14 protein-coding genes are annotated in these 14,508 nt (G+C 36.0%); 5 read left to right on the top strand and 9 right to left on the bottom strand.

Annotated elements, in window-relative coordinates:
* Window positions 1-26 precede the first annotated feature (26 nt).
* From BLT30_RS09330 to BLT30_RS09320, 3 genes are all read left to right on the top strand, one after another.
* A complete protein-coding gene (locus BLT30_RS09330) occupies window positions 27-671 on the top strand; it encodes an HD domain-containing protein (protein WP_089873297.1) in 645 nt (214 codons plus the stop codon).
* A 28-nt stretch (window positions 672-699) separates the two neighbouring features.
* Window positions 700-1,293 carry a hypothetical protein gene (locus BLT30_RS09325; RefSeq protein WP_245707151.1) on the top strand — a complete coding sequence of 198 codons (594 nt, stop codon included), beginning with the start codon at window positions 700-702 and terminating at the stop codon, window positions 1,291-1,293.
* Between the two features lie 271 nt (window positions 1,294-1,564).
* On the top strand, window positions 1,565-2,854 hold the full coding sequence (locus BLT30_RS09320) for an aldehyde dehydrogenase family protein (protein WP_089873296.1): 1,290 nt from the start codon (window positions 1,565-1,567) through the stop codon (window positions 2,852-2,854).
* A gap of 16 nt (window positions 2,855-2,870) precedes the next feature.
* Here the strand turns inward: BLT30_RS09320 and BLT30_RS09315 are convergent, their stop codons facing one another.
* The 6 genes from BLT30_RS09315 to BLT30_RS09290 all read right to left on the bottom strand — a co-directional run bounded on the left by BLT30_RS09315 (window position 2,871) and on the right by BLT30_RS09290 (window position 8,930).
* Window positions 2,871-3,680, bottom strand: coding sequence for a hypothetical protein (locus BLT30_RS09315; RefSeq protein WP_139166614.1), 810 nt, complete (start codon window positions 3,678-3,680; stop codon window positions 2,871-2,873).
* A 1,168-nt stretch (window positions 3,681-4,848) separates the two neighbouring features.
* A complete protein-coding gene (locus BLT30_RS09310) occupies window positions 4,849-5,883 on the bottom strand; it encodes a L,D-transpeptidase (RefSeq protein WP_245707150.1) in 1,035 nt (344 codons plus the stop codon).
* Between the two features lie 67 nt (window positions 5,884-5,950).
* Window positions 5,951-6,913 carry a YpdA family putative bacillithiol disulfide reductase gene (locus tag BLT30_RS09305; protein ID WP_089873294.1) on the bottom strand — a complete coding sequence of 321 codons (963 nt, stop codon included), beginning with the start codon at window positions 6,911-6,913 and terminating at the stop codon, window positions 5,951-5,953.
* Window positions 6,914-6,938: 25 nt separating this feature from the next.
* Complete coding sequence (locus BLT30_RS09300; protein ID WP_089873293.1) at window positions 6,939-7,244, bottom strand: chaperone modulator CbpM; 306 nt, start codon at window positions 7,242-7,244, stop codon at window positions 6,939-6,941.
* A gap of 2 nt (window positions 7,245-7,246) precedes the next feature.
* Window positions 7,247-8,164 carry a DnaJ C-terminal domain-containing protein gene (locus BLT30_RS09295; protein WP_089873292.1) on the bottom strand — a complete coding sequence of 306 codons (918 nt, stop codon included), beginning with the start codon at window positions 8,162-8,164 and terminating at the stop codon, window positions 7,247-7,249.
* Window positions 8,165-8,390: 226 nt separating this feature from the next.
* Complete coding sequence (locus BLT30_RS09290; RefSeq protein WP_089873291.1) at window positions 8,391-8,930, bottom strand: lipocalin family protein; 540 nt, start codon at window positions 8,928-8,930, stop codon at window positions 8,391-8,393.
* Window positions 8,931-9,073: 143 nt separating this feature from the next.
* Here BLT30_RS09290 and BLT30_RS09285 point away from each other — a divergent pair, with 143 nt between their 5' ends.
* A complete protein-coding gene (locus BLT30_RS09285; RefSeq protein ID WP_089873290.1) occupies window positions 9,074-10,507 on the top strand; it encodes a M20/M25/M40 family metallo-hydrolase in 1,434 nt (477 codons plus the stop codon).
* A gap of 58 nt (window positions 10,508-10,565) precedes the next feature.
* Here BLT30_RS09285 and BLT30_RS09280 read toward each other — a convergent pair whose 3' ends face one another.
* From BLT30_RS09280 to BLT30_RS09270, 3 genes are all read right to left on the bottom strand, one after another.
* Window positions 10,566-10,898, bottom strand: coding sequence for a 2Fe-2S iron-sulfur cluster-binding protein (locus BLT30_RS09280; RefSeq protein WP_089873289.1), 333 nt, complete (start codon window positions 10,896-10,898; stop codon window positions 10,566-10,568).
* Between the two features lie 137 nt (window positions 10,899-11,035).
* Window positions 11,036-12,088: an NAD(P)/FAD-dependent oxidoreductase gene (locus tag BLT30_RS09275; RefSeq protein WP_089873288.1), complete on the bottom strand. Its 1,053-nt coding sequence runs from the start codon at window positions 12,086-12,088 to the stop codon at window positions 11,036-11,038.
* A gap of 311 nt (window positions 12,089-12,399) precedes the next feature.
* Window positions 12,400-13,602, bottom strand: a complete 1,203-nt coding sequence (locus BLT30_RS09270; protein WP_089873287.1) for an RsmB/NOP family class I SAM-dependent RNA methyltransferase — start codon at window positions 13,600-13,602, stop codon at window positions 12,400-12,402.
* Window positions 13,603-13,862: 260 nt separating this feature from the next.
* Here BLT30_RS09270 and BLT30_RS09265 point away from each other — a divergent pair, with 260 nt between their 5' ends.
* Window positions 13,863-14,456 carry a TetR/AcrR family transcriptional regulator gene (locus BLT30_RS09265; protein WP_089873286.1) on the top strand — a complete coding sequence of 198 codons (594 nt, stop codon included), beginning with the start codon at window positions 13,863-13,865 and terminating at the stop codon, window positions 14,454-14,456.
* Window positions 14,457-14,508 lie beyond the last annotated feature (52 nt).

Genomic DNA, 14,508 nt, shown 5'->3' with positions numbered 1-14,508 from the left:
CTTAGCGCTCTTTGCGTTCAAAAAATATGGAATTGATCAACAAAACAATAGAATTAGTAAAACAAAAATTAGAAGGAACAGAGTCTGGTCACGATTGGTTCCATATCGAGCGTGTTTGGAAACTGAGTCTGAAAATTCAGGAAAAAGAAGGTGGTGACAAATTGATCATTGAGCTAGCTGCATTGTTACACGACATTGCTGACCCAAAATTCCATAACGGCGACGAAACTCTGGCTTCTAAAATTGTCAACGACTTTCTTACAGAACAAAATGTAGATTCGGAAGTCATTCAAAAAGTTATTTTCATCATCGAAAATATGTCGTTCAAAAACCGGAATGACGCTCCTGAAAATCTGCCGTTGGAACTCAAAATCGTTCAGGATGCGGATAGATTGGATGCAATTGGTGCTATCGGAATTGCCAGAACTTTCAATTTCGGAGGCTACAAAAACAATTTGATGTATCACCCCGATATCGAACCAAAACTTAATCAAACGAAAGAAGAATATAAAAAATCCAACGGAACCACAATTAATCATTTCTATGAAAAATTATTGCTTCTCAAGGATTTGCTCAATACAAAAACGGCTAGGGAAATTGCAGAACACAGACATCAGTTTATGCTTCAGTTCCTCGATGAATTCTACAAAGAATGGAATGTCACGTTCTAATTGACGAGAAACCATTATCTTTGTTTCAATGATAATCATCCTAATCCTCATATTTCTCATAATCGCTCTTTTTCTTTCCGGTTTTCGGACAGGAAAATGGAGTCTGTGGAACAAGGCGGTCCGGACGATCATCACCATTTCTGCAGCGGCTTATTTCACGTTTTGGTTTGTGGAGAGAAGTGTGTCTCAGTTTTTAGAAAACTCTTTGGCAGTGCAGGTTATCAACTATTTGCCCCAGCCTATTGACTTTTATATCATCAGGATTCAGGACGGAGAAAAAGAAACTAAATACCTTTCAAAACACGTTGGCCAGATCCGACCGGAATATTTCCGGATAGAATACCTCAATATGCAGAAATCCAGCGAGTTTTGGGTCGTTGGCTATATTGGAAAAAACAAACTGGTTTATTTCTCGCAGGTTGCAGTTCCCAACAAAAATGAGGACAAGATCATCGAGGTCAAGAATTATATCAACCACAGTCTCAAACTATCGGCTGTTGCAACAGAAAAAATCGGTGAACTCAAATACGATAACATCAAGCTCAGTATTTGGGTGACATTGGATCTACTGCTTATTTTCCTCAACGCCGTTTTACTTTTCCGAAGTAGCAAGAAAAATTAATATAATATTTTGGGCGCCTTTATCCGCCCTCCGTTCCCGCTTTTTTCTTTTTATTCAAAAAAGAAAAAGAGCTCCACTCAGGTCGGGGCGCGAGCAATTCTCTGTTTTTGAATTACTTTCAAAAATTAAATTTCATTATTTATAAAATTTACTGCAAAAATTTATAAAAAGTATAAAAATAAGTATTGGTTTTATTTTCAACTTTGTACATTTAGACTCGCAATAATTGGTACAATTAATGCACCCCAATATTCAATAAAATCAGAGAAGAATGGATTTGACAAAACACATTGATTCTGCGCACCAATCATTCCAAGATTGGAGAAAAACTCCTTTTGAAGAAAGACAAAAGCTACTTTTGAAACTGGCAGATGTTCTGGATAAGAACAAACAAACTTATGCAGAAATCATAACCACAGAAATGCATAAGCCGATTTCCCAATCAATTGCCGAGATAGAGAAAAGTGCCGGAATGATTCGGTTTTATGCCAATGCAGAAAATGTATTGAAACCCGAAAAAATCACAACAGAATTCAATGTAAGCGAAGTCCATTACGATGCACTGGGAATTATCCTTGGCGTAATGCCTTGGAATTTTCCGTTTTGGCAGGTTTTGAGATTTGCGGTTCCAGCAATTCTAGCAGGGAATGTTATATTGCTGAAACACGCATCTATCTGTTTCGAAAGTGGTGATGAAATAGAGAAAGCTTTTGCAGAAGCAGGCTTCCCGAAATATATTTTCCAAAATCTAAGAATCGGACATAACGAAATCAAAGATATTCTTGAAAATCCTTTGGTGAGAGGTGTAAGTTTGACAGGAAGCGAAAAAGCAGGAAGTGAAGTTGCTTCTCTTGCAGGGAAAAATATCAAGAAATCAGTTCTGGAATTAGGCGGAAGTGATGCGTTTATTGTTTTAGAAGATTCTGATTATGAGAAAGCAGCGATTGACGGACCTGCCGGAAAACTTCAAAATACAGGTCAGGTTTGTAATGCTGCTAAACGTTTCATCGTTCATCAAGATATAGAGAAAGAATTTGTTCCAAAATTTGTAGAAGAATACAATTCTTATCAACCTGCTGACCCTTTTAAAAAAGAAACCAAATTGGGAAAAATGGCAAGGCCGGATTTGGCGGATGAATTAGAAGATCAATATAAAAAAGCATTGAAACATGGAGCAGAAGTGGTTCTGGCTTTGGAGCGTATTTCTGAGAATGAATTTCGTCCGGGAATTATTCGGGTAAAAGAAGGTAATCCAATCCTTCAGGAAGAATTATTCGGACCTTTGGCAATTCTGATGATTGGAAAAGATGACGATGAAATCTTGAAATTAGCGAATGATATTCCGTTTGGATTAGGCAATGCTGTTTGGACGAAAGATAAAAAACGTGCTCAGTTTTTCATTGATAATCTGGAATCCGGAACGGTCTCCATTAACAAGTCAACGAGTTCTGACGCAAGACTTCCTTTCGGTGGCGCTAAATCTTCCGGTTATGGTGTTGAGTTGTCTTTGATGGCAATCAAAGAATTTACGCAGGTGAAAACGGTTGTGGGGAATATCTAAAATAAAAGATCTCGTATTAATTTGAAAAATTGTAAAATTCTATTTCAAAATTATCCTGCCAGAAATCTATTAGGAAATTACGATCGTTGGGAATGATTTTGACCGATTTGACATTCTTATATTTTAGACGATCTGTTTTATATAAATTATAATAATCTTTTGTGTCTTCTACCAGTGGAGATATTAAGTAATCAGTTTCAACCATTCCGCTTATTAGTTTATATTTTTTTTCTGAGTTATTATTTTCTTTGGTGATGATATACAGTTTATCGGACCTGAAAAATCTTGTTATAAATTTCCCCAAAAATGTCGGTTCTATTTTTATTCTGCAGAATAAGAGACCGGTATGGTCCGGGATTTTTATTTCCTGATTAAGTCTCCCAGATTGCTTTTGTATAAGATCCAGTTTGATATCTCTATTTTGTTCATATCTTTTTTTTAAGATGAGATAATCATTTTCGAATTTTATTGGTTTGTAATTTGAAAGTATGAGAGGCCAGCTATTGCCATCTTCGGTTGATGGTAATCTACCGTCGATCGTTTCAACTTTAAAAAATAAATTGTCTGGACTTTTATCCGATAATAAATGATCTCTATTGGCATATAAAAGTTCTTTTGTATATGCGGTATAACTTTGGAACACAGGTCTTGGGTTCCAGATATTTTTAGATGCAAGGAGATAACTCTGCTCAAAATTATAAATATCACTACTTCCGGATAAAATAGGTAGTTGTATTTGCTTATTGATGTCATCCAACTTTTTTTGATATTCAGTTTTTAATTTTTTATGTTGTGACCTGAGTTTTATTCCGTCGTATATTTTCACAAAATTACCTTTGATAGAACTGCTAAATGAAGTATTGTTATACAACTTGTAGGAAGTGAAAGAAGTAATCGTACACAAACAAAATATAATAAAAGATGATCTTGTTTTTGAAAACAGATAAATAAAAAAAGCAACAAAAATTAATATGGAGAAAGATATTTTTGTATGCTCATCCTGCCTTACAAATCCACTCTTGAAACTTAAAAATATGATGAAAATTGAAACGATCGATAAGATAAAAGAATGAGGCTTATGTTTTAAAAACAACAATTGCACAATGATAATTATTCCTAAAGACCAGAATAGAATAACTTCAGATAGAGAATGTTCGGTACTTGACATTCCTTCAGAAAATCCAGATATCAACGGTATGTTCGAAATAAAATATGAAAGTAGGTTCGCTGGCTTTTGATCTGAGATGGTCCAGAAAAATATTAACCCGGAAAATATGATTATTGATATAGTTATTATTTCCTTTGCCCTTTTAGATGATATGAGTATAAAAAATATAATAGGAAGAATTACTAGATAAGGAATAATAAAGGAACATTTTATTAATACGATCAACCCAATTGGAAAGTATAATATAAAGTCATGTAATAAGGATCGTTCGGTATTATTAATATCAGATCTGATAAAATCAAAGAAAAGCATAAAAGGGGCGAGGTAGAAGATGAAATCCCTATAATTGGTATTGGATATTAAAAAGAATATGGCAAAGAATAAAAAAATGATTGTCACTTTTTCTTTTCGTAGTAAATTATAGATAAGGTATCCGAAACTAATACTTAGAAATGATGAACATATCATATTGATGCTGTCCAACTTTGGATGAAAATAGTGTGTACAGATCCCGATATAAGGTCCATACGTGAATATTATATTTTTACCTAATTCTAATTTTTCTGAAATGGCTACATTCATAGCATGTTGCCAAGAAGGATCTAACCCCACACCTGGCATTATGGGCTCAATGGGTATTAGAAATAGGCAAATGCTCAAAAAAATAAGAAAGAAAAGGATTTTTTTAATATAATTATGCGTATTGTCCCTATTGATCAACATTCAATTACTAATTTTAGCTAAGGTAAACATATCTAATTAACTTAGCTAAAATTTACTGATAGAAAACATGAAGATTCTCCAGGCAACAATCAAATTATAAATATCATTGTAATTTTGTAGTGTCTTTGTTTGCCAACGACATCAAAGAGTCTGCTTTTGCTTTTTTCTCCCGCTCAACTTGCTGAATGACAATGTCCCGGTTTTCCTGTTCTTTCATGATCTCTGCAAGTTGAGGTTCGATGATTTTGTTCATTTCATCTTCAGATATATTGTTAGCTTCGGGAGAATCCAGCAGTTTTTTCCATGGTCTTCTTTTTCCCCAAGGATAATCACCATAAACGATCAATGGCGTTCCTTTGGCTCTGGTAGTTGCTCCACCTTTATTAAGGATCCAAGTGTCCACCCAGGTGTACATCCATTTGGCGTCTTCTTCCAGCATTCTGAGGCACGAGTGCGAAGCCGGATACCCGGGCATTGCATATTGATGCCAACCGATGCCGTCAAAATTTGCAACATTTACATTCCAACGGAGTTTCCATTCGTCGCTAACGGTAGAAATCGCCACTTCTTTTTTCCAATTGGCGAACATTAACCCTTTTTTAGTAGGTGTTGCTTTCTTACCCATACTTGTAGGACCCCATTTGATAAGGTTTCCGTTTTCATAAACGCCGAAAGCCTGAATCGGATAAGAAAAGAAAACGAATTTTCTCACATTTTCAAGAGTTGTAACATGACCGGGAAATGGTGAATATATTAGGAAATCGTCCTCTATCTTTGCCGGAACAACCAATGTGTCGGCCGCTCCGATGTTGGCTCTGTCAAGACGATTAAGAGCAAGAATTGTATAAAGGGCCTTTCCCGTAAACTCTTTCTTGTTTTTTTGTGAAACTGAGTCGGTGTTTTTGTAAACCCAGGGATAGAATCCAAAATCTTTTCTCGGGATGACAACATCCGGTATTTTTGGTTTTTCTTCTTTTATTGAGTCTTCCTCTTTTTTGTCGTCAGGAGACAAAATATCTGTTATCGGATTGTCATTTTTATCTGATGAAGGAACAGATTCGTCCTTTTTACATTGAACAAGAAACAGCGAAATGATGATGAATAAAGGAAATGTGTTTTTAATTAATTTGATGTTCATAGTTTTTCTTTCTGCGTCAATAAGTTACAAAAAGAATACCAACTAATAAATTATACATAGTGAAATATTAATTTTTACTAATGATGTCTTTGATAATTTGCTGGGCGTGGATCCTGGAGTTTTCTATGAACCAAAGATGCGTGTCTTTTCCACCACAAACTACACCAGCTAGATAAATTCCGTCAACGTTGGTTTCCATTGTGTCGGGATTATAATGAGGGTTTTGACATTCGCCCTTTAAATGGATTCCAATGCTTTTCAGGAATTCAAAGTCAGGAAGATAGCCTGTCATTGCGAGGACAAAATCATTTTCTATTTCTTGAGTTTTGCCTTTATTGGTTTTGAAAATAACAGAATGGGACTTCACTTCCAAAAGTTGTGCTCCGAAAAAAGCTTTGATGCTTCCTTCTTTGATTCTGTTTTCGATATCTGGTTTTACCCAATATTTTACGCTTTTAGAAATTTCATTATTTCGGATGATCATCGTTACATTTCCACCTTTTCGGTAGATTTCCAAGGCGGCATCAACAGAAGAATTACTGGAGCCGATAACCACGACATTCTGGAAAGCATAAGGGTAGGGTTCCGTATAATAATGTTTTACCTTTGGTAGATCTTCTCCTGGAATTTCCATCAGATTAGGAATATCATAAAAACCTGTGGCAATGATTACATTTTTGGCAAAATAGATCTGCTTGCTGGTTTCAACCTGAAAGAAAGTAGATTTCTGAATATTGATAACCTTTTCGTAAGATCTTATATTGATTTGCTTTTGGCGGGCAATTCCCTGGTAATATTCCAGTGCGTCTTGTCTTCCGGGTTTTGGTCTTGTAGTGATAAATGGAATTTCGTCAATTTCCAATCGGTCTGCCGTTGAGAAAAAAGTCATATACAAAGGATAGTTGTACAGGCTGTTCGCCACCGTTCCTTTTTCAATAATGATATATTTCAGGTTATTTTTTTTTGCTTCCAAAGCACAGGCCAATCCAATAGGACCGCCACCAACAATAAGAACATCATATAACTCCATCTCACAAATTTACAAAGAAAATCGGCTAAATTTCTGCATCTTCCCAGTTTTCGAACTTCGAAACATTTTGTAACAGTCTGCGATTTTGATTTTTCAGATCTTCCAGTTGATTGAGAAGCCTATGGATGATTTCGATGCCCGGAAGATTAATATCAAGGTCGTAATGCCAATTTGCGAAACGTTCAAGATGAGGTAGTTCTTCATAAATAATATACCGGATGCGGTTATCGGTCTCGGGGTGCAATAATTCCAAATCGATGAGCTGGTCAAGAAAGGAATGATCTATTTTATATATTCGGATGATTTCTTCTATGGAGATTCTTTCGTTCATTGCTAAGAATTTTTGAGTTGTTGAAAAAGGTCTTTTTGTTTTTCAGTAAGGTTGGTTGGGATTTTTATGTTGTATGTTACGTACAGGTCACCAGATTCACCTTCTTTTTTATAGACCGGAAATCCTTTTCCTTTTAGTCTTACCGTTGTTCCATTTTGAGTTTCTGGTTTCACTTTCAGATTAACAGAACCGTCAAGTGTCCGGATGTTAACATCGCCGCCTAAAACAGCTGTGTAAAGGTCTAGATCGACAGATGTTCTCAAATTATCACCTTCGCGTTTAAAATCCTTATCTTCCGAAATATTGAAAGTAATGTAAAGGTCACCATTCGGTCCACCATTTATTCCTGGATTGCCATGACCCTTCAGTTTGATCTGCTGACCATCATAAATGCCGGCAGGTATTGTGATCCTTACTTTTTTACCATTGATATCGAAAGTCTGCTGGTGCGTTTTCGCAGCGTCTTTCAAACCGAGATTCAATTCAGCTGAAACATCCTGACCTTTGAATTTTCCGCTCGCACTTCCTCTAGAGTTCTTTCCAAATCCACTACCACCTCCTCCAAACATCGACTGGAAAAAATCCGAAAAATCTTCGCCTTCACCAAAATCCGCTCCTGAAGATCCGCTGCCGAAGTTTCCGGAATATTGTTGTTGCTGTCTCTGCTGTTGCCGCGCACGTTCGTACTCTTCGCCGTGTTTCCAATTTTCGCCATATTTGTCATACTTTGCACGGTTTTCCGGATTGCTCAGAACCTCATTTGCCTCATTGATTTCCTTGAATTTTTTCTCCGCTTCCTTATCGCTCGGATTCATATCCGGATGATACTTCCGCGCAAGCCTTCTGTAAGCTTTTTTGATGTCATCTGTGGATGCGTTTTTCTCAAGCCCAAGAATTTTGTAATAATCTATAAACGCCATATTATCAATTGGTTTTTATCTGGATTTAGATGTTCTAAGTTAGCGATTTGTTTGCCAAAATACAAATTATCAAAGCTGATTTTTAGGTGCGTCACGTTTCGGTATCGGCTCACTTTCCAACCCGCTTTCCGCTATATCTTTTTGCTAACGTTTTCAAGCCAACGCCAAAAAGGGATTCCGTTGCAATCGGGGCTAAATCGACGATCTGTACTTCTTTTCACTTTTTCTATTTCTGTTCCACCCAGATCAATTTGGAAGTATCATAACCAATGGATTCTGCTTTCTCAAGAAATCGGGTTTTAATAGTTTCCGGGATTGTTTTTTCACGAGACAGAATCCAGAGATAATCCAGATTCTTTCCTGCAACCAAAGCATATTTGTAGTCAACCAGATCGATGACATTATAACCGGCCCAAAATGGTTTGAAGAAAGAAACTTTCAGTCTTGCCTCGCTTTCAGAGTTTACAGATCTTGCTTCGCCAATGCTTTGTTTCCACTCTTTTTTCACATAATCATAGCCTTTATTATCAACTTTTATAGTTCCGTCAGGATTCTTGGAATAAGTGGCTGTGACCTGATTCATATTCTTTTCAAATTTGAAATCGAATCTTGCGATCTCATACCATTTTCCCAGATATTTCTCTGAATCAAAATTCTGAATTGCGGTTGCTTTTTCAGGAATTCCAACAGAACAGGATTTAAATATTAAGATTGCCAAAACTCCAACTGAAATTGGTATTGCTATTTTTAGAAATGAATTTTTCATAATAATTTATTTTCCTCATCAATTCAAAAATAATTCCATACGATTTATTTATAAATAATAGAATCAAAATGATAATTAATTCAATAATTTGTTAAAGAATTTGACTATTTTTACAGAAATAAAAGCTGAAAAATCAATAATTAATGAAACGAAAATTACTTTCTATATTTTCACTTGTAGTTTTTAGCCACGCTTTCGCACAATCAGACAAGTTCTATGCAACGACGGATTCTGAAAGCGCAAAAGAACTAAAAGAAAAATTCCCTGAAGAAATTGAAATTGTAGGTGCTGCCGGAAATCAATCTGCTATTTTTCTGACCAAAAAAGCAGCTGAGTTTCTTCATCATAATGTCATCACACATGGTCCTGGTTATGTTTACAAATCTTCCAAGGAAGAAGCGTTATCAGCAATTAACAGATCTAAAAGATCAAATAGAGTTTTATCATTTACGATTGACCAAAATGCTGCTGTCAATTCCGCTATTGCAAAAGTAAGTGCCGATAATATCAAGGCTCATATCCAGGTTTTGGAAAATTACGGAACGCGTTATCACACGACAGCGAAAGCGCAAACCGCTGTTCAGGATCTGAAAACAAAATGGCAAGCTTTGATCACTGCTTCTGGAAGAACGGATGTATCTGTTAGAGTAGTTGATCACTTTGGAACACCGATGCCTTCTCTGGTTTTTACAATTGATGGAACTACGGCTCCGAATGATTTCATCATTGTGGGGGCGCATATGGATTCTATTACCAGTAATGCCAATTTTGCACCGGGAGCAGATGATGATGCGTCAGGGATTGCCACAATTTCTGAAATGATAAGGGTTTTGTTGGATATGGATTACAAACCATCGAAAACCGTTGAGTTTATGGCTTTTGCTGCTGAAGAAATCGGATTGGTTGGCTCTTCGGAAATCGCTCAGGATTATGCACTTGATAATAAGGATGTGGTTTCGTTTGTGCAATTCGATATGACCAATTATAAAGGTTCTCCAAAAGATATTTATCTAACAACGGATTCTTATAATAGTAATGACCTCAATTTGTTTCTAATTGAATTGATGGAACATTACAACAAAACAGGCTCTCATGCTTTCACTTACGGAAATACGATTTGCAATTATGGCTGTTCAGACCATTTCAGTTGGGCAGATAATGGTTATGATGCTGCTTTCCCTTTCGAAGCTTCTTTTTCACAGTATAATCCGAGCATTCACACGACCAACGATAAACTTTCCAATATGGGAAGTAGTGCAACTCACGCTGCAAAATTTGCAAAACTGGGATTGGAGTTTATCATCGAAACGGCAAAAGGTTCTGTTTTGGCTGTTTCTGACTTGGAGAAAAGTCCTGTAGAGATTTTTGTAAAAGACAAATCTCTGAATTATAAATTAGGAACTGAAGCTATTGAATCCATCGTGATCTTGGATACTAGTGGAAGACAATTATTGGAATCAAAAAATCTTCTTTATTCCGGAAAAATTGATTTGAATAAAATTAACAATGGATTTTATTTAGTGGTTTTTAAAACCAGATCAGGGAAAGTAATTACTAAGAAATTCATTTTAGAATAAATAATTTGAAACCACATAGAAACATAGATTAAATCTAAAAAACGATGTTTCTATGTGGTTAATATTCTGGGGCCAACTCTATGACGAGTCCTTCCAATTCTGGAGTTACAGGAATTTGACAGCCTAATCTACTGTTCGGTTTTACATTGAAAGCTTCTGCTAACATTGCATCTTCGTCCGGCAGCATTTCCGGCAGCGGAACATCTTCGCTTAAGATATAACATTGGCAAGAGGCACACATTGCCATTCCTCCGCAGATGCCAATCGTTCCCTCTTCTGCCAATTCATAAGCACGGACAACTTCCATAATGCTCATTGCCATATCTGTTGGTGCAGGAATCGTATGAGAAACGCCTTCTCTGTCTATGATTGTAATATTAACGTCTGACATTTTGCAAAGATAAGGGATAGATTTTAGACAAGAGATGTCAGATGTCAGATTTTTTAATTGTGCACAAAAAAGAGGATTCTAGAATCCTCTCTATATTATAATAATTAGAAAAACTGATTTTTATTCCCTAAAAACTTTTAATCAATCGATTTTACAACTGCTTTTTCAGCTTCTTTTCTGGTTCCGTCGAAACCATCGACACCACTTACGGTTGTATATTTTAATACGAATTTTTTTCCGGGATTTAGTCTGTTGTAGACACTTTGAACCATCAAAGTTGCCTCGTGGAAACCACAAAGAATCAATTTTAGTTTTCCAGGATAGGTATTGATATCACCAATAGCGTAGATTCCATCTATGTTGGTTTGGTAGTCCAAAGCATTGTTCACCTTGATCGCGTTTTTCTCGATCTCTAATCCCCAATCTGACAACGGTCCCAACTTAGGGGTCAATCCAAATAATGGGATCAGGTAATCTGTTTCCAGGACTGTTTTTTCACCATCTTTTTCAATTTCGATTGCGGTTAATTTATCATCGCCAATCAAACCTGTAACTTCAGCAGGTGTAATTAAGTTGATTTTTCCTTGATGTTTTAACTCTGTTACTTTTTCTACTGAATCCAATGCGCCACGGAACTCATTTCTTCTGTGGATCAAAGTGACGTCAGAGGCGACATCGGCCAGAAAAACCGACCAATCCAAGGCAGAATCTCCACCTCCGGCGATCACGATTTTTTTGTCACGGAACATTTCTGGTTCTCTCACGAAATACTCTACACCGTTTTCCTCAAATTTATCGATGTTTTCCAATTCTGGTTTTCTCGGGTCAAAACTTCCCAATCCACCTGCAATTGCAATGGCTTTTCCCTTAACTTTTACACCTCTGCTTGTAGTAACTATGAAATCGCCCTCTTCTGTTTTTTCATAGCTAACCGCTTTCTGGGCCAACGAAAACTGAGGTTCAAATTGTTTGATCTGTTCCATCAAGTTGTCCACCAAAACACCAGCATCCACACTTGGAAAACCTGGAATGTCAAAGATCGGTTTTTTAGGATATAGTTCTGTTAATTGTCCACCAGGTTGTGGAAGTGCATCGATCAAATGGCATCTTAATTTTAATAACCCTGCTTCGAAGACAGCGAAAAGCCCTGTCGGACCTGCACCTATTATAATGATATCTGTTTCAAACATTTATAAAAAATTTTGGAAACGCAAATTTAAGGATTAAATATGATTTTAGAATGATTCTAAAGTATGAGATTAATTAGCTTGTGAAAAAAATTAAACAAAACAAGGGTGTATCAATGAGGCTTGATGATTAAATTAAACTATAAATAAATAAGAGATTCAATTGAATCTCTTATTTATGTTAAAGAATTTATAAAATTCTCTTTTCTTACCAAATGATAAGGTTTTTTAATGAAATATGTCTTAGATTTGCACTTTCATCATTTGTGTTTTTAATTCCTAGGAATACCTTGTGTATCCTAGGAATTTTTTTATCAATTACGTTTGATCAGTGCCATATAGAATCCGTCATAACCTTCGCTAGGCATTGTTTTTTCATCTTTGACAAGGGAAAAATCAGGATTGTTTTTCAAGAATGTTTTTACTTGTTCATTGTTTTCTGATGGAAGAATAGAACACGTTGCATAGATCATTTGGCCTCCTTTTTTCAAAATTTTAGAATAATCTTGTAAAATCTGTTGTTGTTCCCCTTTGATCCTGTCAATGAAAGCTTGATCGATCTTCCACTTGGAATCCGGATTTCTTTTCAAAACGCCAAGACCTGAACATGGTGCATCTATCAATAGCCTGTCAGCTTTTTCGTGTAATCTTTTGATGACTTTATTGTCAGAGATCACTCTGGCTTCTATATTGTGAGCTCCAGCTCTTTTGGCCCGTCTTTTTAGCTCTGCTAATTTCCATTCGTAGATATCGAGTGCAATGATCTGACCTTTGTTTTTCATCAAAGCTGCTAGATGTAAGGTTTTTCCGCCAGCGCCAGCACAGGCATCCACAACTCGCATTCCTTCTTTTACATCCAATAATTCTCCGATTTTTTGGGAACTTGCATCCTGAACTTCAAACAAGCCATCTTTGAAGGCTGACGTCAAGAAAACGTTTTTCTTCTCTGCTAATTGTACGGCGTCAGGATAATTTTTGATTGTAAAGGCTTCTACATTTTCATCATTTAGGTCCGCTATCAATTCTCTTGGCGTCGTTTTGAGGGTATTTGTACGAAGGACTGTAGGGGCTTGCTCGTTAAGCGCCAGCATTTCTCTTTCCCAGTTTTTTCCTAATTCCTTTTCCAAAGTTTCAGCTAACCAATCAGGAATAGAATGCTCTATGGCTTTTGTTGGAACGGTGCCTTTTTTCAACTTGGTAAGGATATCCGCGACCTTGATCCCGTCAAATTCTTCAAATTTTTTATAATGCGTTTTGCTCCAAAGAAGATAGGCAATGATCATCTTATATACATTCGTAGGTTTCACGCCTTCTCCCATGTAGTATTCCAGACGTTTTTTCCAACGGATGATATTGTAGAAGATCTCGGAAACTACCTTTCTGTCCTCGCTTCCCCATTTTTTGTGAGATTTTAGGAGTCTTTCTATGACTTTATCTGCATATTTTCTGTCCTCGAAAAAAGTTTCTTGTAGAGAATCATGAATCCCGATCAGAAGGTTGCGATGTATTAATTCCATTAAATTATGAATAAGAGTTATGAATTATCAAGTTTCCCAATTTTCGGATTTTATACTTTTTGGAAACCTATTTTATGAATTTTGCAAAGTTACTGATTTTAACTTTATAATAGAATAGTAATTCTTGCCCTAGGAGAAGTGCCATGGATTTTCTGAATGTTAAGTTTGTATTAAATTTTCAAATTTGTTTAATTTTAATGTTTAACAATTTTGTCAAAACAAATGATTGATATAAATTTGCACAAAATTGTTTAACAAAAATGTCAAAACAAGAAAAAAAAGACCAAACACAGGAGTTGATCAAAGAAACAACGAAGAATCTCTTCTTTGTCAAAGGGAAATTTGATGCTACAACTCAAGAGATTGCCGATGAAGCAGGCATTAACAGAACACTGATAAACTACTACTTCCGATCAAGAGATAATTTGATTCAAATCGTCTTTGATGAAGCACATAAAGTGGAAAAGGAGAAATCTGAGGTAATTATGAGGTCTGATCTTCTCTTTAAGGAGAAAATAGCCCAGTTTATTGAAGAGAGCTTATCTACAAGTTTACGGTATCCATATTTGGAAACTTATATCGTTTCACAAATCAATAAAGGAAATTGTCACAAAAAAGATGTTGAGGAAAATGATCTGAAAAAGCTCTTTCGAGATATTGAACAAGAGATGGAGCTTGGAAATGTAGAAAAAATGGAACCAATCCAGTTCATCTTCAATATGATTTCACTCCTTGTATTTCCGAGTGCGGTAAGACCTCTTATTATGGAGAATTTGATGATCGACGATAAAGAATTTGACAGATTGATAGCCGACAGAAAAGATATTATTCTCAATATGCTTTTTAAAAATTGAAAATAATATTAAAGTATTTTGGCAGACCATCCGTCACTTAAGAGTAAAAGCT

This window comes from Epilithonimonas hungarica (assembly GCF_900102265.1).
GTDB lineage: Bacteria > Bacteroidota > Bacteroidia > Flavobacteriales > Weeksellaceae > Epilithonimonas > Epilithonimonas hungarica.
This window is presented reverse-complemented; position numbering and strand designations above follow the sequence as displayed.

Coding starts and splice junctions, on each gene's coding strand:
- BLT30_RS09310 (WP_245707150.1), bottom strand. CDS start 5,883: ATGAACATCAAATTAATTAAAAACACATTTCCTTTATTCATCATCATT.
- BLT30_RS09330 (WP_089873297.1), top strand. CDS start 27: ATGGAATTGATCAACAAAACAATAGAATTAGTAAAACAAAAATTAGAA.
- BLT30_RS09270 (WP_089873287.1), bottom strand. CDS start 13,602: ATGGAATTAATACATCGCAACCTTCTGATCGGGATTCATGATTCTCTA.
- BLT30_RS09280 (WP_089873289.1), bottom strand. CDS start 10,898: ATGTCAGACGTTAATATTACAATCATAGACAGAGAAGGCGTTTCTCAT.
- BLT30_RS09290 (WP_089873291.1), bottom strand. CDS start 8,930: ATGAAAAATTCATTTCTAAAAATAGCAATACCAATTTCAGTTGGAGTT.
- BLT30_RS09320 (WP_089873296.1), top strand. CDS start 1,565: ATGGATTTGACAAAACACATTGATTCTGCGCACCAATCATTCCAAGAT.
- BLT30_RS09275 (WP_089873288.1), bottom strand. CDS start 12,088: ATGTTTGAAACAGATATCATTATAATAGGTGCAGGTCCGACAGGGCTT.
- BLT30_RS09265 (WP_089873286.1), top strand. CDS start 13,863: ATGTCAAAACAAGAAAAAAAAGACCAAACACAGGAGTTGATCAAAGAA.
- BLT30_RS09295 (WP_089873292.1), bottom strand. CDS start 8,164: ATGGCGTTTATAGATTATTACAAAATTCTTGGGCTTGAGAAAAACGCA.
- BLT30_RS09285 (WP_089873290.1), top strand. CDS start 9,074: ATGAAACGAAAATTACTTTCTATATTTTCACTTGTAGTTTTTAGCCAC.
- BLT30_RS09325 (WP_245707151.1), top strand. CDS start 700: ATGATAATCATCCTAATCCTCATATTTCTCATAATCGCTCTTTTTCTT.
- BLT30_RS09300 (WP_089873293.1), bottom strand. CDS start 7,244: ATGAACGAAAGAATCTCCATAGAAGAAATCATCCGAATATATAAAATA.
- BLT30_RS09305 (WP_089873294.1), bottom strand. CDS start 6,913: ATGGAGTTATATGATGTTCTTATTGTTGGTGGCGGTCCTATTGGATTG.